The organism is Peribacillus sp. Hz7, from assembly GCF_042136355.1.
GTDB lineage: Bacteria > Bacillota > Bacilli > Bacillales > DSM-1321 > Peribacillus > Peribacillus asahii_A.
In genome coordinates this window covers 1-18,877 of sequence record NZ_JBHHJV010000031.1, presented here as the reverse complement: position 1 = coordinate 18,877, position 18,877 = coordinate 1, and the positions used below count along the sequence as shown (strand labels likewise).

General features: G+C 36.2%; 21 protein-coding genes and 1 pseudogene. 2 read left to right on the top strand and 20 right to left on the bottom strand.

Features of this window, described 5'->3' with window-relative positions:
* Window positions 1-604: 604 nt before the first annotated feature.
* The 5 genes and pseudogenes from ACE199_RS21700 to tnpB all read right to left on the bottom strand — a co-directional run bounded on the left by ACE199_RS21700 (window position 605) and on the right by tnpB (window position 6,899).
* Window positions 605-775 (bottom strand): hypothetical protein, encoded by a 171-nt coding sequence (locus ACE199_RS21700; RefSeq protein WP_375351606.1) that lies wholly within the window; start codon window positions 773-775, stop codon window positions 605-607.
* A 48-nt stretch (window positions 776-823) separates the two neighbouring features.
* Window positions 824-1,243, bottom strand: a complete 420-nt coding sequence (locus tag ACE199_RS21695; RefSeq protein WP_375351605.1) for a hypothetical protein — start codon at window positions 1,241-1,243, stop codon at window positions 824-826.
* A 189-nt stretch (window positions 1,244-1,432) separates the two neighbouring features.
* On the bottom strand, window positions 1,433-2,353 hold the full coding sequence (epsC, locus tag ACE199_RS21690) for a serine O-acetyltransferase EpsC (protein WP_375351604.1): 921 nt from the start codon (window positions 2,351-2,353) through the stop codon (window positions 1,433-1,435).
* A 630-nt stretch (window positions 2,354-2,983) separates the two neighbouring features.
* Window positions 2,984-5,509 (bottom strand): annotated as a pseudogene (gene pyc / locus ACE199_RS21685) (pyruvate carboxylase); the annotation flags it as partial.
* Between the two features lie 178 nt (window positions 5,510-5,687).
* Window positions 5,688-6,899 carry an IS200/IS605 family element RNA-guided endonuclease TnpB gene (gene tnpB / locus ACE199_RS21680; RefSeq protein ID WP_375351603.1) on the bottom strand — a complete coding sequence of 404 codons (1,212 nt, stop codon included), beginning with the start codon at window positions 6,897-6,899 and terminating at the stop codon, window positions 5,688-5,690.
* Window positions 6,900-7,618: 719 nt separating this feature from the next.
* On the opposite strand from tnpB, the gene ACE199_RS21675 reads away from it, so the two are divergent.
* Entirely contained in the window at window positions 7,619-8,011 is a 393-nt protein-coding gene (locus ACE199_RS21675; protein ID WP_375351602.1) for a J domain-containing protein, read from the top strand.
* A gap of 405 nt (window positions 8,012-8,416) precedes the next feature.
* Here ACE199_RS21675 and ACE199_RS21670 read toward each other — a convergent pair whose 3' ends face one another.
* From ACE199_RS21670 to ACE199_RS21660, 3 genes are all read right to left on the bottom strand, one after another.
* Window positions 8,417-8,632: a hypothetical protein gene (locus ACE199_RS21670; protein ID WP_127762538.1), complete on the bottom strand. Its 216-nt coding sequence runs from the start codon at window positions 8,630-8,632 to the stop codon at window positions 8,417-8,419.
* A 95-nt stretch (window positions 8,633-8,727) separates the two neighbouring features.
* A complete protein-coding gene (locus tag ACE199_RS21665; RefSeq protein ID WP_375351601.1) occupies window positions 8,728-9,144 on the bottom strand; it encodes a hypothetical protein in 417 nt (138 codons plus the stop codon).
* Between the two features lie 263 nt (window positions 9,145-9,407).
* Window positions 9,408-10,256 carry an SDR family oxidoreductase gene (locus tag ACE199_RS21660; RefSeq protein ID WP_375351599.1) on the bottom strand — a complete coding sequence of 283 codons (849 nt, stop codon included), beginning with the start codon at window positions 10,254-10,256 and terminating at the stop codon, window positions 9,408-9,410.
* Window positions 10,257-10,702: 446 nt separating this feature from the next.
* On the opposite strand from ACE199_RS21660, the gene ACE199_RS21655 reads away from it, so the two are divergent.
* Entirely contained in the window at window positions 10,703-11,248 is a 546-nt protein-coding gene (locus tag ACE199_RS21655) for a 3D domain-containing protein (protein WP_252295214.1), read from the top strand.
* A 258-nt stretch (window positions 11,249-11,506) separates the two neighbouring features.
* On the opposite strand, the gene ACE199_RS21650 is transcribed toward ACE199_RS21655, so the two are convergent.
* From ACE199_RS21650 to ACE199_RS21595, 12 genes are all read right to left on the bottom strand, one after another.
* A complete protein-coding gene (locus tag ACE199_RS21650) occupies window positions 11,507-11,659 on the bottom strand; it encodes a hypothetical protein (RefSeq protein WP_375351598.1) in 153 nt (50 codons plus the stop codon).
* A gap of 41 nt (window positions 11,660-11,700) precedes the next feature.
* Window positions 11,701-13,242, bottom strand: a complete 1,542-nt coding sequence (locus ACE199_RS21645; protein ID WP_375351596.1) for a carbon-nitrogen hydrolase family protein — start codon at window positions 13,240-13,242, stop codon at window positions 11,701-11,703.
* A gap of 598 nt (window positions 13,243-13,840) precedes the next feature.
* A complete protein-coding gene (locus ACE199_RS21640) occupies window positions 13,841-14,617 on the bottom strand; it encodes a sulfite exporter TauE/SafE family protein (RefSeq protein ID WP_375351595.1) in 777 nt (258 codons plus the stop codon).
* Window positions 14,618-14,670: 53 nt separating this feature from the next.
* Window positions 14,671-14,898, bottom strand: coding sequence for a sulfurtransferase TusA family protein (locus tag ACE199_RS21635; protein WP_375351594.1), 228 nt, complete (start codon window positions 14,896-14,898; stop codon window positions 14,671-14,673).
* Window positions 14,899-14,923: 25 nt separating this feature from the next.
* Window positions 14,924-16,051: an MBL fold metallo-hydrolase gene (locus tag ACE199_RS21630; RefSeq protein ID WP_375351593.1), complete on the bottom strand. Its 1,128-nt coding sequence runs from the start codon at window positions 16,049-16,051 to the stop codon at window positions 14,924-14,926.
* A gap of 47 nt (window positions 16,052-16,098) precedes the next feature.
* A complete protein-coding gene (locus ACE199_RS21625; protein WP_252291144.1) occupies window positions 16,099-16,494 on the bottom strand; it encodes a DsrE/DsrF/DrsH-like family protein in 396 nt (131 codons plus the stop codon).
* Window positions 16,495-16,634: 140 nt separating this feature from the next.
* A complete protein-coding gene (locus ACE199_RS21620; protein ID WP_375351591.1) occupies window positions 16,635-17,210 on the bottom strand; it encodes a sulfurtransferase TusA family protein in 576 nt (191 codons plus the stop codon).
* A gap of 53 nt (window positions 17,211-17,263) precedes the next feature.
* Window positions 17,264-17,560 (bottom strand): rhodanese-like domain-containing protein, encoded by a 297-nt coding sequence (locus tag ACE199_RS21615; RefSeq protein WP_252291140.1) that lies wholly within the window; start codon window positions 17,558-17,560, stop codon window positions 17,264-17,266.
* Between the two features lie 24 nt (window positions 17,561-17,584).
* Window positions 17,585-17,947, bottom strand: coding sequence for a rhodanese-like domain-containing protein (locus ACE199_RS21610; RefSeq protein WP_375351590.1), 363 nt, complete (start codon window positions 17,945-17,947; stop codon window positions 17,585-17,587).
* A 130-nt stretch (window positions 17,948-18,077) separates the two neighbouring features.
* The gene (locus ACE199_RS21605; protein WP_375351588.1) at window positions 18,078-18,305 is read right to left on the bottom strand and encodes a sulfurtransferase TusA family protein; all 228 of its coding nucleotides are present in this window, start codon (window positions 18,303-18,305) and stop codon (window positions 18,078-18,080) included.
* Between the two features lie 81 nt (window positions 18,306-18,386).
* Window positions 18,387-18,653, bottom strand: a complete 267-nt coding sequence (locus ACE199_RS21600) for a metal-sensitive transcriptional regulator (RefSeq protein WP_375351587.1) — start codon at window positions 18,651-18,653, stop codon at window positions 18,387-18,389.
* A 120-nt stretch (window positions 18,654-18,773) separates the two neighbouring features.
* On the bottom strand, window positions 18,774-18,875 hold the full coding sequence (locus ACE199_RS21595) for an IS3 family transposase (RefSeq protein ID WP_375349433.1): 102 nt from the start codon (window positions 18,873-18,875) through the stop codon (window positions 18,774-18,776).
* Window positions 18,876-18,877 lie beyond the last annotated feature (2 nt).

Here is an 18,877-nt window from a genome sequence, read left to right as displayed (position 1 = left end):
GTAGTGTCTTTGCTGCTTCATACGGAAGCTGTAACTTTGATGAGCCTCTGGAGAGCTCGCTATCTTTCATGAGAAGGTACTAAGGTAAAATATCCCTTTATCGAAACGAAACCATCTTCGCATTTTCATGGTAAATGACGATATAGCAATGAGGTGCTGCACGTCCTAATTTTCAGATGGAGTAATTTTATCCGAATGATGAAGGAGACGAAATGCTATTTGTCCATGAAGAATTGGCAAAAGTGAAAGTATTTCTGAGAATTACACTTCACCCTCGGTGATTATCGTGTTATGCTTGAATCAAAAGAAGCACGATTTTTGATTCTTGAATCTAATTCAGCTATTGCACCTCCAACACGTTACCGAAACGAATTTGGAAAATTACTTGAGCATTCTTCTTTTTGCGAGCGCGATTTCCGAATTCCAGAAAAGTTAGTGCCGAAAGGTGAAAAAAAGGAGAATTTGAAGTTCGAGTTCGTGCACAAGGAATACTTACTTCCTACTATCTTGAATACTTTAAATGAGTTATCTCGATATATAAGATCTATATTAAGGATGATAGTATATTCATATATTCTAACGAGGTTCATCTGGAAATATTATTTTAATCCCTCTGCTTTTCATTGCCATCAATAATCGTTTTTAAATGCTGCTGTTCTTCTGGTGTTATCTCTAACCACCTAATAATCGTTGCATTCTTCAAATTATACCCTGCTCCGAGATATCCCTTAGCTATTATTGCCTCTTCATTAGGCCTTCTCAGCGCTTCTCTCATCGCTCTCTCTACCTCACGCTTCCGGCAGCGGCTCCTTAAAATTCGCTGTTAAACTCCATCATTCATTTGGTCTAAAGACCCTCTTAAATCATAATCGCGCAACTCCGCAATCTTAACTAAATCTAATAATCTAGCATAATGAAGACTGCGGACATTATGTAAATGAACAACCTTTGATTTACGCCCTGGCCTTTTTGATGTATTTTGTCGTGCTAGGGTTAACTCTGGTAAATATTCTGCCTGCAACTCTCGCAGTCCATACCGATAATCATGTCTATAATCGACAAATACCTCTTCGCCATTTTTTGAATTCACACTGCCAGCTATCCTGAAAACGCGTGTTGAATCGCTTGATTTCTTATCAGCCCCAACATATTCTAACTGCTCATAAAAATAGTTCTGAACAGCCTTCCCCAGCGGCAAATCTTGATCCGGTACAGGTTCAATCAGCCATACACAAAAGACCACGATCGGAAAATATAATAAAATTCGGAGGTGGAATGTTCACCTGAAATACTTCTAAATTCAACTTTTCCGCCATCCAATGGAAATCATAATTCAAGTTATGACAGTCTATATCGACGTATAAAGCTCGTAATTGCTTTATATTTGCTCCCATTAGCTCAACAAGATACTCATTTCTAATCCATATTGTTTTTAATGCTCGTTTTTAATTTTCGGAGATGGTTGGGAATTATATACTTTTGAATATGGAGGTACAGATCGGGTTAACCATATATTTCCGCCAATCATGGAATTATGTCCAATTTTTGTGTCTCCGCCAAGAATTGTTGCTCCTGCATAGATAACAACATTATCTTCAATATCAGGGTGTCTCTTTACACCTTTTATTGGATTTCCTTGTTCATCAAGAGGAAAACTTTTAGCACCTAAAGTTACCCCTTGATAAATCTTTACATTTTTACCTATAGTACAGGTTTCACCAATAACTACTCCTGTTCCGTGATCAATAAAGAAATACTCCCCAATTGATGCACCAGGGTGAATATCGATTCCTGTTAACTGATGTGCGTATTCTGACATTATTCTTGGAATGATTGGTACACCTAAATTATATAGTTCATGAGCTATCCTATGTATGCTTATTGCTTCAACTGAGGGATAACTAAGAAGTATTTCTTCAGTTGAAATGGCTGCAGGGTCTCCATTATAAGAAGCTTGAATATCTGTTTGAATTTTTTTACGGATTTCCGGAAACTTATTTATTAGCTGAATAACAATTTCACCCGCTCTAATTTTACAATCGGTATTGATAGTATGTAGATTATCTTTTACACTACTTTTATTTATTAGTACTTTTTCAATTAAATCTCTTAAATCTAAAGCTGATGTCCTTAATTTATTACCGATAATAATATTAACTCTTGTCTCATCAATTGGGTATTTATCATAAACACCCGGAAAAAGCGCAGAACGGAAATTATGAAGTATCTTATAAATAGTTTCTTTCCCAGCAAATCCTATTGTCTTCTCGATAAAAAAATAGTTTTTATTGATGTCTTCAAGTGATTTTGCAATGTTAGGAATTTCATTATTTAACCAATCGTTTAGCTTCATGTCCCTTTATACCTCCCCAAAAATCTTTATTTGTCCATAGGGACTATACAAAGAAAGAATTAATATCTTCATAACCTTTAAACTTGGTTTTACTCTATTTTAAACCTTGATTGGTATTGGCAACAATCAACAATCCGGTTCTGGTGCAAAAACTTCAAAATATCTGCAAGTATTCTCTCAAACTTGGACATACTGATACTATTACTCTAAAAAAAGGACGTGATCAGTATGGAAAAACAAAATCTATTCAAGTGGAAACATTATCAACCTGATATTAATTGCACATAAAAAATCGTCCTTTCTGAGTTTGTTGTTGTGGTAACTTACATTCTACTAGAAAAGACGATTTTTTTATATTCATTTGGTGATATGAAAAGAGGGTTGCCCTCAAAAGTCATTTTTTAATGACTTTTGGGACAGCCCCTTTCTTATTCAAAATAACGTACTAACTTGCCGTTTTTACTTTATTAAGACTAAAGGGGTCATAACTTTTTGATTTTTTAATCTTAATAACTTCGATACTTCGTTTTTATTACATATACTTTGAATTCTCTTTATTTTTATAGTAAAGCGAATCTCTGAATATTGGCAGTACCTCATTATCTAGGAATGCATCATGCCATTAAATTTTCACTTAGAAATTTCAATCAATAAATCACCTGTACTAATTGCTTCACCATCTTTTACATAAATACTTTGAATCGTTCCAGAGAATGGTGCTTGAACAGTCGTTTCCATTTTCATTGCTTCTGTAATAATCAGATGATCGCCTTGCTTCACTTGATCACCTTTTTCCACGACTACTTTGATGACTGTTCCAGGCATTGTTGCCCCGATGTGATTTCTATTTTTTGTATCAGCCTTCACTTTAGTAACAACAGATGATTTAATACTTTCATCCTTAATTAGCACTTGGCGTGATTGACCATTTAATTCAAAGTAAACAACGCGTGTGCCATCTGGCATCGGTTCACCTAATGAGACAAATTTAACAATTAACGTTTTCCCTCTTTCGATTTCGACTTCGATTTCTTCCCCTAGTCTCATACCAAACAAGAATGTTGGTGTATCAAGATTTGAAACATCATCAAAAGTCTCTTGCTTTTTCATATATTCTAAAAATACTTTTGGATATAAAGCATAGGCAAGCACATCCTGATTAGATGGTGTACGACCAATTTCTTTCGCTAATTCTTGTTTTAATGCATCCCAATCAACCGGTTCGAGTAATTCGCCTGGTCGAACAGTAATCGCTTCTTTCCCTTTTAAAATCACTTCTTGCAGTTCTTTCGGGAAACCTCCTTCTGGTTGTCCTAGAAAACCTTCAAATAATTCAATAACTGAGTCTGGGAAATCAATTGTTTTCCCTTTTGTTAACACATCTTCTTCCGTTAAATTATTTTGCACCATAAATAGCGCCATATCACCGACAACTTTAGAAGATGGTGTTACTTTTACAATATCACCAAACATCACATTTACGAGGCTGTACATTTCTTTTACTTCATCCCAACGATCGCCAAGCCCAACGCCTTTAGCTTGTTGTTGTAAATTACTATATTGACCACCAGGCATTTCGTGTTTATACACTTCAGTATGTGGTGCATTCATGCCACTTTCAAAGTCACGATAGTATTTACGCACATCTGCCCAATAGTGAGATAATTGCTCAAGTGACTCGATTTCAACCTTAGGCTGTCTTTCATTTTCTTCTAGTGCATAGTATAAAGTCTGCGCACTCGGTTGAGATGTTAGCCCAGCTAACGAACTAATTGCCGTATCAACGATATCAACACCTGCCGCAATGGCTCTTGAATACATAAACACACCGTTACCACTTGTATCATGAGAGTGCAAGTGAATCGGAAGAGAAACTGTATCCTTCAACTCGGAAATTAAACGATAGGCTGCTTCAGGTTTTAATAAACCAGCCATATCTTTAATCGCTAAAATATGAGCCCCAGATTGCTCTAATTCTTTAGCCATATCTTTATAGTACTGAACATTGTATTTTGCTCGACTTGGATCATTGATGTCCCCTGTATAACAAATCGTCGCTTCTGCAAGTTTACCAGCTTGTCGAACCGCATCGATAGAAACTTCCATACTTTTCACCCAGTTTAAGCTATCGAAAATTCGGAATACATCAATACCTGATTCTGCTGCTTGTTTAACAAAATCGCGAATTACATTATCTGGATAGTTTTTGTACCCAACAGCATTTGACGCTCTAAACAACATTTGGAAAAGCGTATTAGGTATTCTCTTTCTAAGTCTTTCTAGTCGAACCCAAGGATCCTCATTAAGGAAACGGTATGCTACATCAAATGTCGCTCCGCCCCACATTTCCATTGAAAATAGGTTAGGAAGTAACTTTGATGTTGGCTCAGCAATATTTAATAGATCTTTCGAACGAATTCTTGTTGCAAGTAATGATTGGTGAGCATCACGGAAAGTAGTATCGGTAAGCAATACTTCTTTTTGTTGTTTAATCCATTCGACAACACCCTCTGCACCTTGCTCGTCTAAAATATTTTTCGTACCTGCTACAAAAGGAACATGTTTTACATTTGGAATAGTTGGTTCATCAAATACTGGTTTTTTGCGTTTTTCAATACCCGGAAAACCATTTACCGTTACATTTCCAATATAAGAAAGCATTTTTGTTCCACGGTCTTTTCGTTCGGGAAAATCAAATAACTCAGGTGTTGTATCAATAAACGATGTATCATATTCACCCGTTAAGAACTTTTCATTTTGAACGACATTTTCAAGGAACGGAAGATTCGTTTTGATACCACGAATTCTAAATTCCCTTAAGTTTCGTAACATTTTAGCTGCTGCTTTTCTAAATGATGTTGCATGTGTAGAAATCTTCACAAGCAATGAGTCATAATAAGACGTAATCACTGAACCCTGGAAGCCATTTCCTGCATCTAAACGAACCCCGAAACCACCACCTGAACGATATACATTGATTCGTCCAGTATCTGGCATAAAGTTATTTAAAGGATCTTCCGTTGTTACACGAGATTGAATTGCATACCCATGTGTTTTAATATCCTCTTGCTGCGGGATACCGATTTCACTGCTGTGCAGATTATGACCTTCCGCAATTAGAATTTGTGATTGAACAATATCTATATCCTTGACTACTCCCACAGCTGAAGCAGTGGGATTCCCACCCCAAAGCTCGTTAAATAGATTTTTCTTTCACAGAATCCATTTGCCGTGAGTTTTCCTATGTCATACGAACCTTCGGTTCGCAAAGAAGTTCTAATCTCTAGCGAACTTCGTTAGGCTATCCCCGTGTGCCCCACGGTTAAGAAATGAATCAACCAGTTTCGTCCATTTCTGAAAGGATTCGCAGCCCTTCGGCCAAGATGTTTTGAGCAGCATTGTGGTCCCTGTCGTGTATGATATGGCATTTTGGACATTCCCACTCACGAATAGCCGTATCTTTTACTTCTTTGTTTTTATAGTTATACGTATGGCATAACTGAGAAGAAGCATAGTTAGAACCTACAACGACAAGTGTTTTATCATACCATTTGCACTTATAGGTTAACATTCTCCTGAATTTGTACCACGAAGCATCGGAAATCGCTTTTGCCGAATTCCCATTCTTTAATAGATTTTTTACGCGAATATCTTCAATGCTAATTACTTGGTTTTCGTGAACCAGCGTTGTAGATAGTTTTTGCAAAAAATCTTCTCTGGCGTTTGCGATTTTTTCGTGAACTTTCGCTACTTTTTTCTTTTGTTTATACCAATTTTGACTGCCCACTATTCTTCTAGAAAGAATACGTTGTTCTTTTTTTAGCGTTTCTTCTAATCGATAGAAATGTTTAGGATTAGGTATCACAGTACCATCAGAAAGAGTGGCGAAGTTTTTTAGACCAACATCAATTCCAGTCTCAAACATACTCAATTGAGTGGGCTCTTTTTTGACTTCACATAGAATAGAAATAAAATACTTCCCAGAAGGCGTTCTTCGGACGGTTGCATTCATAATTTTGCCATCAATCTCTTTCGATTTAGCAAAAAGAACTTTCCCCACTTTTGGTAGAATAATATAATTTTCATCTACAATGCGTATGGTTCCTACACCTTTGTTGTAGTTACACTTTGATGTATAAGATTGAATATCATTCTTTTTGGATTTGAACATAGGTCTGCCTTTTTCTTTTTTATAATAGGCATCATAGGCTTCCCCCAAGTACTGAATAGCGTTTTGAATAGCGGTAGAATCCACTTCTTTTAACCACGGAGTAGTTTTCTTAAATTGAGTATGATCTTTCATAGAAGTGTTGGCGCTAAATCTTGGTCCTTTCCATTCGTTTGAAAGAAGTTGGCCGTTTTGAAACATTTCCTCTGTGATCCACCATAGCAAGTCTTTTTCTTTTTGTTTTTTTAATGCCAAATTAAATGAATACCGGCAACATCCAATTGTTTTATTGAATTGAATGGCTTGTTCATTTGTTGGATATAAACGAAATTTAAAGCCCTTATGGTAGGTATCGCTTTTTTCTTTTACAACATCCACTTTATCCACCTCCTTCACGAACGTTAGTTCCCATTATTATACAATAATGAAAAATAAAAAAACAAGAGAAAACTCTTGTTTAGAAGCTTTATTCATTTCAGATACTTGAAGCACCACAAATCTTCGATTTTTTGTGGCGCTCCGTATCTGACCTCACTTTCATCCCATCCCTAAAGGGGGGTGCTAACGCACCGTAATGGGCTTTCTCGTTCGGAAAGTTCTGTAAACTATGTTTATAAAGGAATGAAAGATACAGCTAAATTAGAAACTGCTGCCGTTAGAGCCAATGAGGGTGAAACTGGGGCTAATATAAGGTAAAGACGTGGGCAACCCGGTATTTTTGGCATAGAGGGATACGGTTTAGGGCAGAGGACATGCCGCACACGAAGACAGCGATGTATAGCAATGGAGAGGGCAAGGAATAGACAAAATGGAATAATATAGATTTTCCGTTTTCTACTTGACATTATTCGGATGGTGACAGGCACTCTTTAATTGTAGACCTGGATACGAAAATTTCAAGGGATGGCTACAAAATTTTTTGATAAATACCTTTACTGGTTAAGGTGGCTTTAATTAGGAAAGCAACCTATGATGAATGGAAAATGCATTGGATGCTGTATTTAAAACACGAATATTTATAAAGAACCAGAATACTATTTTGGAAGGATTATAACGGGAAAATAAAACTATTTTAACCAAAAGAGGGTGGGAAATACATGGGATCCATTGGAAATTACTATCGTATTTTAGACGTACCCTATGATGCAACCTTTAGTGAAATTAAAGAAGCTTACCGAAAAAAAGTTAAAGAAGTACATCCAGATAAAGACAAAGGGAACGCTGAACAGTTTAAAAAAGTTAAAGAAGCATACGAAATTCTTGCAAATGTTGAAAAAAGAAAGAGGTATGACGAACTCCTTTTCAAAAAAACTCATGACTTCACACATAATCTAAAACAGGATGCTCCTGCTAAAACGAATCCTTCCATTAAAATAATAAAGATACCGAAAAAAAATCAAAAACAGGTTACCCTTTCACCTGTATTCATAAAAGCGGGTCTTATTTTAATTGGAGTTTTAAGAAAGACATATTTAAATAAAAAGAAATAGTGAAAAATAAAAAACTCATTTAGATGCGTTACGGTGAACCGTACCATAAGTAAGCACAAATTTACTTTTAGTGAAAATTTTGAAGAACAATTCACTGTTCTTGACACTTCTTTTAACTGGTGAATTACTTTCATTAAAGGCTGTTTTTATGAAGTAAATCTTTTTGTTTTTGATAACAAAATGGAAATATTTATTTTTATGTGAATAAGTCGAAAATATATAAAAGTTGTTTAATTTTTGACGTAAGATACTTCGCTATACTAAAAAATATAACAATAAAGTCGTTTGAAAATCTAAGTTTTATTCAACAATAGCGCCCTTTAATGGAATAACTGAAACGGTCCTTATTGTATAAACCACCTGATCCTTCTTCAACTATCGCTACCCGTTACTTGAAGAATAACTTTATGAATTTGTAGTGAATTTCAAATGTTTATCACCTAAGATAATAATGTTTATATTCCATCTTGGGTGCATAACTAAATTGTTGTTTTCATCAAATTCTAAAGCCATATGAATTTCATCATCCTCAGTTGTAAGAATAGCCATTCTTTTATTTTTAATATCTATATACGGTTTTAAACCGTCTGCCATTTCGATTTTCCAATCAAAAAAGTTCATCATTTGCCTCCATTTACTAATTATATCAATACTACCTATAAGAATATTTTGGCCAGGTCTTCTTAAACTAACGTCCTCGGTAGTTTATTTTTTTCTTATTTTAAATAATTTTTTCTTGTTCCATATCTCTTCCGGTAAATGAATTTTCTTAAATCAACATCTTTTAAATTACCGTCATAACACAAAAAGAGTAAAGATTGAAACTTCTTAAAATTCTCCATGACAAAAAGAGCGAATTCTTTTCGTTCGCTCTTCATTTTCATTTTTACTTCTTCTTTTGAAAGGATGTCGTCAAGTTGGTCTTGGTAATAGGCTTTCGTATCTTCCCATTTATCTTTGCGAATCACCAAAATATCCTTACCATACTCCGGCAATTTATCAATAACATGGTCGATATACCCCTCTGACCACATTAACATTTTATCTTTTTCCGGGAGTTCAAGTACCATTTTCAACAATTCCGTTTCGTCCATATCTTTTTGAATGGCATATTTTCCGACCCGATTCATCATACTCACCTCATGTTCGAATTATTTGGTCTTAGTTTGTTAATTTGCATGAATTCATTATTCATTCTAACTTTGTAAAGGAATGTACTTCAACTAACCTCTCCGTTAGCTTAAGTACATTTCTTCACAATCTTCTCTGTATACCAATTACCTTTTTAAGTGTTGTTCCACAATCTGGCCCGATTGTTGAATAACATGACTGGCGTTTTTTAAACAACTTTTTTGTCACTAAACAATAGCACACCATTTATACAGATAAATTATTCTCATTTTAATAATCTCTTGTAGAAAGCTTTTTCCCAGTGCGCCCATGGAACCCATTTTTTAATAAATACAATCGCTTTGATTCCCTTCCCAACCAAAAAACGTAACGGTTCAATCTTTTCTCTTTCACATAGGTCAGCAATCAAATTGGCCACTTCTTGTGGATCCCCATAGTTTGGTACCCCCTCCTCTATTTTGCTTTCAATTGCCCGCATGTATGTAGAATAAGGAGACTCTCCCTTTAATGATTTCTCAGCAACCCTTTTGCCGTTCGACCATATGTTGGTCTGATAAGAACCCGGCTCAACAAGTGCTACCTCAATTCCAAATGGTTTCATTTCCAGTCTCAAACATTCGGTAAACCCTTCGAGAGCGTGTTTAGAAGCTACGTATGGTGATAAACCGGGAAAACCGGTCAGCCCCGATATGCTACTGACGTTGATGATTTTCCCTCTGCCCTGCTCCCGCATGAATGGAAGAACTGCCTGAGTAACGGCAATGACACCAAAAAAATTTGTTTCAAACTGCTCACGATATTCATCTAAAGTCGTTTCTTCACAAAATCCTCCCAAAGCATAACCTGCATTGTTTACAAGAACATCCACCGAATTCCGAGCACTTATTTCCTTTTTCAACGACTCTATCTGCCCAGAATTTGTTACATCTAACGGCAGCACAGTCAGTTGCTCCTTCACTTGTAGAGTTTCAGCAACATCAAAGAGGGCCTGTGTTTTTTCAAGGTCCCTCATAGTAGCAATGACATCAAATCCTCTTTTAGCTAATTCAATTGACGTCAGCAACCCAAAACCGCTTGATGCTCCAGTAACGATGGCTATTTTTCTACTTTCCATTCTCTCCATCTCCTTTTATCCTCTTTCCTAGCTAAAACCACCTGAACATTTCGACCTTAAGAAGGGTCAATCTGCTTAGCTTTTTACTGATTCACCAGGTACAACACGAAAATCACGAATAGTTCAAAGTTTTACCATTTATCTTATTCTTTTAGAAAGCTATATGAACTTTGAAACCATTTGTTGGCTTTATAAATAAAATAATGTCAGGCTAATCATGCTTCCATTTGAATTCTACTGGTTTTCCTACTGATACACGTTCTTTTTAGTTTAGTAGTATCAGTATGTCTAAGATTTAGAGATTCGTTTCAAGTTAACTGAAATTTTTGTAACAGAAGCCACATTACGACATCCTTTCGTAATGGGATTACCAATATATTGAAACAGCCCTGTCATATTTTTCTGTTATTCTAAGTCTACATTAAAAAACAAAGGAGACTATTCATTTGAAAAAAATACTAATGTCCATTATAACGGCAACACTTTTAGTATTTAGTTTTTCCGGAGTTTCATCGGCTGCGAGTACATACCAAGTAAAATCAGGCGATTCATTGTGGAAAATCGCTACAAAATATAAAATTACAGTTAGTCAACTTAAAAGTTGGAATAACCTAAAAAGCAATACAATTAGACCAAAGCAAGTGTTAAAGGTAAAGAAAACAACAACAGCTAAAAAAGCATCTAGTACAACGAAAGCTGTCCATAAAACAATTAAGGTAAAAGCTACAGCATATACCGCAAATTGTAAAGGCTGTAGCGGTATAACAGCAACTGGCTTAAACTTAAAGAAAAATCCTACCGTTAAAGCCATTGCCGTAGATCCAAAAGTCATTCCACTTGGCACAAAAGTTCATGTGGAGGGGTATGGTCAGGCTGTTGCCGCTGATAAAGGCGGAGCCATTAAAGGAAATAAAATTGACGTATTTATTGCTTCCAAACAAAAAGCCCTTAATTGGGGCGTAAAAACAGTCAAAGTAACTGTTTATAAATAATCAAGTAATACAGCTCCTAAAGCATAGCTTTGGGAGCTTTTTTCTGTAAGAATAGTAGAGCCTTTTTAGTATATAGCCAGTCACCCATTGCAGCATTGACAAAGTTCGCCGAATCATCTCTGCTACATGCTTGTTTCCCTTTGGATCAATTAACATGTCACAAGCTTCATAATTAAACAGTCGAAGCTGCAGATAATTCCGAATAAGAAAAAAATGCTATTTGGTTGTTCCTATTTCACTGTACCGTCCTTGAGAGTTCTAGGCAAAGCGTGCTTTTTTCGCAATATGTATGACAATCACTTCTAGAACATTAACAATACAACTAAAACATTCATTTTTAGATAAATGACCCATTCCTCGAATCGTTTTCTTATCTATTTGCTGACGGAAAGAAATCAAAAAGGGTGCCAATCACCATATCCTGATGCTTGACACCCAAAATTACAAACAAATTAATCTATCCTATTCCATTCAATTCGATACAAATCACGTCGTCGATCGCGTAATTGGCGCAGCGAACCAGAATTTCGAGAACGTCTCAGCTTCTCAAGGTCAACGTCACCAACAACGACGGTATCAATGTTAGCATCACATTCTCCTACAATCCCATCCCTCGCAAACTCAAAATCGGAAGGCGAAAAGATTCCAGATTGCGCGTACTGAATATCCACATTCTCAACATGTGTTAAGTTGCCCACGGTTCCAGCAATACAGGTATATACTTGGTTCTCAATCGCACGTGCCTGAGCACAGTAGCGAACACGGAGGTACCCCTGACGATCCTCTGTACAAAAAGGGACAAAAATAATGTTCGCACCCTTATCAACAGCAATCCTTGCGAGCTCTGGAAACTCGATGTCGTAAGAAATTTGGATAGCAATCTTTCCGCAATCCGTGTCAAACACATGAATCTCGTTGCCTTCTGAAATACCCCACCACTTTTTTTCATTTGGTGTGATGTGAAGTTTAGACTGTTTTTCTATCGTGCCGTCGCGACGGAATAGAAAACCGACATTGTAGATATCCCCATTCTCTTCAACGAAATGTGAACCACCAACAATGTTTATGTTATATCGTACTGCAAATTCCGTAAACAGATCGATATATTGATTTGTATAGGTTGCCAGTCGTCGAACTGCCTGATCCGGTCGTTTTTCTTCGAGAAATGATAATAATTGGGTTGTGAATATTTCCGGAAATACAACAAAATCAGATCCGAAATCAGCCGCGACATCGACATAGTATTCAATTTGACGATTAAAATCCTGAAACGAGTCAATCTTTTTCATCATGTACTGAACCGCACAGATTCTAACCGGGAACGATGTGCGATAAATTCGCTTATTCTTAGGACGATAATCGACGTTGTTCCATTCCATCAAGGTAGCCATAGAAGCAGATGCTTTGTCATCTGGCAGATAGCTTGTGTTGATACGTTTAATCGTAAACCCTTGCAGAAGCTGGAAGGACAAAACGGGGTCATAAATACTGTGCTTTTCAACTGCTGCAACATATTCACGAGCCGTCATTTCATTCTTGTGTTTGTGGTAATTTGGGATTCGTCCGCCGATAATGATGCTTTGAAGATTTAATCGAACAGCAAGTTCCTTACGCGCCTCGTAAAGCCGGGCCCCTAGTTTCATACGTCGGTATCCTGGATCGACCATCACTTCAATCCCATATAAATTGTTCCCATTGGGATCGTGATTCGTGATATACCCGTTGTCCGTGATAACGTCCCATGTGTGCTGGTCATCATATTCTTCAAAATTGACGATTAAACTTGAACAGGACCCTACAATCTTATCCTCATATTCCACGCAAAATTGACCCTCGGGGAAAATTCGAATATGACTTACCAATTGCTCCCGCTTCCATGGCTCCATGTTAGGGAAGCAAACTTTCCCTAACTCTATAATTTCATCAATGTCTTCAATTCGTATGTTGCGAATGATTATTTTCTTCTCGTATTTTGACAAATCTGTCTCTGACACGTTCTCACACCCTTGCTCTAGTTGTAAAGCTATGTAGTTTCCTTGAAAATATTCTTCTATTTAAATGTCATTTTCATTTATGATTCCCTTTAATTACATAATTAATGATACATATTAAAAATCGATCCTAGTCAAAATTTCCATTTTCCCCTGAACCTTGCGAATGAGTGATCTCTTATATAAACCCCATCTACTAATACCTCCCATTCTGTGACATCATCTTTTTAGCAAAAGTAGTAGGATGATGCTTACTCCACTCCTTATGTCATTCACATTGTAAGGAATAAATACGTTATTAAGCGTACACCTGGTTTAATTCTTTGTCACGTTAAACGAAAGACTGTAAGATCAGATTTTTCACTAAAGTATATACAAAAAAACACAAAAACCCCAAAAGCCGTTTATGAGTTATAAACAGCTTTTTGTGTTATCTTATGTTGTCTACTGCGCTCATAATAGATGTTACGAGCGGCTTTATTTACTAGTCAAATGTTGTGTGAACCCGAGAATCTCGTTCAACGAAATCTAAGTTACTTTAAGTGAATAACTTCACATACCTATTAAAGAGAACGTTTTTTCTATTATACAAGCCAATAGCTTATAAGATTTCCAACCATGTTTTCACTGCTGTAGCCAAGATCAAAATCCCCATAATGACTTGCAAAACTTTTGTATTAACTCTTTTTCCAACATTGGCTCCTATCGGTGAAGCAATCAAACTTGCAACAACCATGATAATAGAAGGTAGAATTGCCACTTGTCCTGTTGAAATTTTTCCAGAAACAGCTCCAATTGATGAAATAAGTGTAATAGCTAAGGAAGAAGCAATGGTCATTCTTGTTGGGATTTTTAAAACACTAAGCATGATTGGTACTAACAGAAATGCTCCTCCTGCACCTACAATACCAGCCCCAATCCCCACAAAGAAAGCAAATAGCGCCGCAAACCACTTGTTAAATTTCACCTGTTCTAAAGGAATATTGTCAATTCCCTTTTTCGGTATAAATATCATGATAACAGCGATTAACGCTAAAATTCCATATACGATGTTGATTCCGCTTTCAGGCATGTGAGTGGAGCCTATCCCCCCAATAAAGCTTCCAATCAAAATACTAACTCCCATGTAGGCAATAAGCGTCTTATTTAAATAGCCACCCTTAAGGTAAGCCAAAACACCACCAAGTGTTGCAAAGAACACTTGAATAGCTGTAATTCCTGAAACTTCATGTGCGGTAAAGTGACCAACGCCTAGCATGACTGGAATATATAACAACATCGGGTAGTTGATAATGGCTCCACCTATCCCTAACATCCCTGAAATAAAAGAGCCTACAAATCCAATTAGGAAGATTATAATCATAAAGCTAATATCCATGTTGTCCTCATCCTCTTTAGAAAAAGGGAACCTTAAATTGGTTCCCCTTATTTTCAACCTTTTTTAATCCAGAATTTTAACATGTCGTTTTCTTCTTCATGTTTCAATAGCTCGTGTCCACCAGATTTAGCCCAGGCTGTTAGATCATTTTTTGCCCCTTTATCAGTTGTATGGATTTCTAATACTTGACCTGGCTCAAGCTCTCCAATAGCTTTTTTTGTTTTCACAATCGGCATTGGACAAGCTAAGCCTTTAGCATCTAAAACTTTTGTTGTTTCCATTTCAATATTTCCTCCTACTTTATAATTAACGAACCGCACAACGATTTGGTCCAATTTCCATTTCTCGTTGTTGATCAATGTCTGGATTGATTTTACCCATATTGGTTTGACGAATTTCTTGATACGCATTTGGCTGTGGTGGTAAGTTTTCAGTTACCATTTTTCTGAATTCATTTTCGTCGTCGATATTTAGACCATGATTTTTCGCAAATAATGTTCTTAATTTTTGAGCCACACTGCCATCATCATTTAACTCATCAATAATCATAAAGTGAGCTGGAAGCACGATTAGCTCTTCTGATAATTCTCTGTAACGTTTATAAAGAGTTTCCCTTAAATCTCCAACCCAGTCTTCTGCCTTACCTGCCAGGTCAGGTCTTCCGATTGAATCGATGAATAAAATATCACCTGAGAGCAAAAACTTTTCATCTACTACAAAGGAAGTAGATCCGATGGTATGACCTGGGGAATACAATGCGTGAATATTAATAATAGTATTTCCGATTGTTACGTCATTACCGTCTTCTAATGGTTGGTAATCAAAGGTTACCTCTGTAGCATCCTTTGGTGGAAGCCAATAAGTTGCACCTGTTTTTTCAGCAATTGTACGTCCACCAGAAATATGGTCCGCATGAAGGTGCGTATCAAATACATGTGTAATTTTCACTCCGATTTTTTCGATAAAATTAAGATAGATATCCGTCATACGTGTCGCATCAATAAGCGCTGCCTCTCCGTTGGAAACAACCATGTAAGATAAACAGCCTTTACCAATTCGTACAAACTGATAGATTTCGCCACCATCATTTAAGTCTCCTATTTTAACCGGTTCTAAATGTTCACTCCACGCTTTCATTCCACCTTTAAGGTAAGAGACGGTTAAACCTGCTTCAGAAAGCATTTCCGCTACCATAACGGAAGAACCTTCTTTCGCGCAAACTACTAAAACCTCTTTATCAGTAGGGATTTTTTCAATAATTTCTTCTACACCATCAAGCAATTCAAAATAGGGAACATTTAAATATTGGAAGTTTTCCCCTTCAATTTTCCAATCTTTAAAGTCATTTTCATTACGAACATCAAGAATAAATAACTCTTCTTTATCAAAGACTTTTTTCGTTACCTCTGTTGAATCCATTATTTTTACAGTCATCTCTCATTACCCCCTATGGTATTAATTTATTTAAAAAATATGCCTAATTAAAAAGTTAAAGTAACATCAGCATCTTTGGCGAACTCTAAAAAGGTTACAGCTCCACCCACTTCAATTCCATCAACAAAATCGTCTTTTTCTAATCCCATTACATCCATTGTCATTTGACATCCAATAAATTTAACACCCATTTCTTTCGCCATTTCAGCTAGCTCTGGAATGGAAGGAACATTAGCTTTTGCAAAACCATCTGCAAAATGCTCTTTCCCTTCTGGCATCGGAAGTTGTTTGTAAGCTTCTTTATGAATTAAGTTTAATCCTTCAAATGTGAAGAAAATGGCTACCTCTTGATCAGTTGCTGCTGCTGCAGTTGCGATATTAAATACTTTATAGGCATCAAATAATCCACCATTACTTGCAATAATTGCTACTTTTTTATTCATTGTTTTTCCTCCTAATTATTTAGTGACATCATCATATTTTCTGGATTAAAACCAATTACCCATTTACCTCAGTTTGAGGTACACCCATTTGTCCTGTCGTTCTTACCAATTGACGCATGATTTCAGGGTTATTTTCTACATTATTTATTGATACCTGTTGTTTTACCAGTCCACCCGCTCATTCCTGGTACAACATTAATTACGTTAGCAAAACCATTTTCCGCTAATTTCTGTGCAGCTAGATCGCTGCGGTTACCTGTTCGACAAACTACAAGAATTTCATCTTGTTTATTTAATTCATTTATTCTCTCTTCCAATTCACCTAATGAAATAGAGATTGCGTCGGGAATATGGTGAAAGGCATATTCTGCAGCTTCTCTAACATCGATTATTACGATGTTTTCATTGGCTTCAAGCCTTTTCTCTAAATCTTCATTATTGATAACATTTGGGTGTTTCTTTTCAGTGGCTTCGTCGTTAGAAGATTTGCGAAGATAATGCTTCAATACTTCACCTTCTTCAATGGTTCCTAAATATTGATGACCTGAACTTTCAGCCCATGCTTTCATGTCCGCCTTGGACCCTTTATCTGTCGCCTGAACTTCTAATACTTGTCCTTCCTCCAAATTATTCATTGCCTTTTTTGTTTTTACAATAGGCATCGGACATGCTAATCCTCTTGCATCTAAAATGACGTTTGCTTTCAAGTTCTCCATTTTAAAACCTCCTGTTTCCATACCTATAAGGGTATTATTTTTGTTAAAAAAATTTATTCAACTTTACCTTCCCAAGCGAGCATTCCACCAGTCATGTTAACCACATTGAATCCATAGCTTTCAAGGAATTGCGTACCACGTCCACTTCTGCCTCCTGAACGGCAAACCATGATATACTCTTTAGATTTATCTAGCTCATGCATGCGAAACTCAATTAACCCTAATGGAATATTTACAGCACCAGGAATTTTACCAGCTTCTACTTCATCCACTTCACGTACATCAATAATATTTAATTTCTTTCCTTGATTTAATAAAGCCTCGACTTCTTTTGTAGTCATTTGTTTCATATTAAAGTCCTCCTTCTATTGTGTTTAAGACCAAGTGCTCATGCCGCCTTTAACATTTGTTACTTGTGAAAATCCCAATTTTTTTAGGATCTTACTAGCCTGCCCACTTCTCATCCCACTTTGACAAATCACAATGACTTCCTTTTCCTTTGAAAGTTCTTTCTCTGCTTTCCCGGCAAGTTGTTGAAGAGGGATATTGTGAAAACCTCTGATATGGTTTCCTTTAAACTCTCCAGGTGTGCGGACATCAATAAATTGTATGTGCTTATTCGTTAATTTTGTTTTCAATTCTGTTGTGGTAATATGGTTTACACCTTTTGTCGGTAAGAACTTCTTGAATATAAACAATAAAAATAGTGCAATAACAAGATAATTTACATAGTCCATTCTATAGTCTCCTTTTTCTGTAAGGGAAAAACATATACCCCTACTAGTTTCTAATTTTCCGTCATGTTACGGCCTCCTAGACATGAACCCTAAACTTGTACCCGTATTGGTATATGAACCCTTAAAAAAATTATCCTTTTTTAATCCAAAACTTTAATACATCATTTTCTTCCTCATGCTTCAACAACTCATGACCACCTGATTTAGCCCAGGCAGTAAGGTCATTGTTAGCACCTTTGTCTGTTGTATGAATCTCTAAAATTTGACCAGATTCAAGCTCATTCATCGCTTTCTTTGTTTTAACAATTGGCATCGGACAAGCTAAACCTTTAGCATCAACTACTTTTGCAATATCCATTGTTTCATTCCCCCTATTAGTCAAATTATATACCCATACGGGTATAATGATATTAAAAATAAAAGAGAGTGTCAACCTTTTTTATCGACTTTTTACTAGAAGATTAACAGCTTCTTGTACTAGTTCTTCCATGCTTCTTTCCTCTTGGTCAGTCGTTGCTTTTTGAACACAATTTACTAAATTGGAACTAACTATAACTCCAATGGTACGATCAACGGCAGTTCTTGCTGCAGATAACTGTGTGATAACCTCTTTGCAATCTTTATTTTCTTCCATCATTCTTAAAATTCCTCTTAACTGCCCTTCAATACGTTTAACCCTATTTTTCATTTGATGATTGAAATCCATTATTTTGACCTCCTTTAACAATTAGTTTCTATTTTATAGGAATTTTCCTTTAATGATAACTTGTAATCATTAATAATTGTATATCCAACAACTCGAAAACCTTGGACTGTCAACACTAAACTAAACAACTTTTTTAAGGTGTTCAAGTTTATATTGAATTGGGCTCGTGTAGTTTAGCGTCCCATGGATTCTAATATGATTGTACCAATGGATATAATCCATTA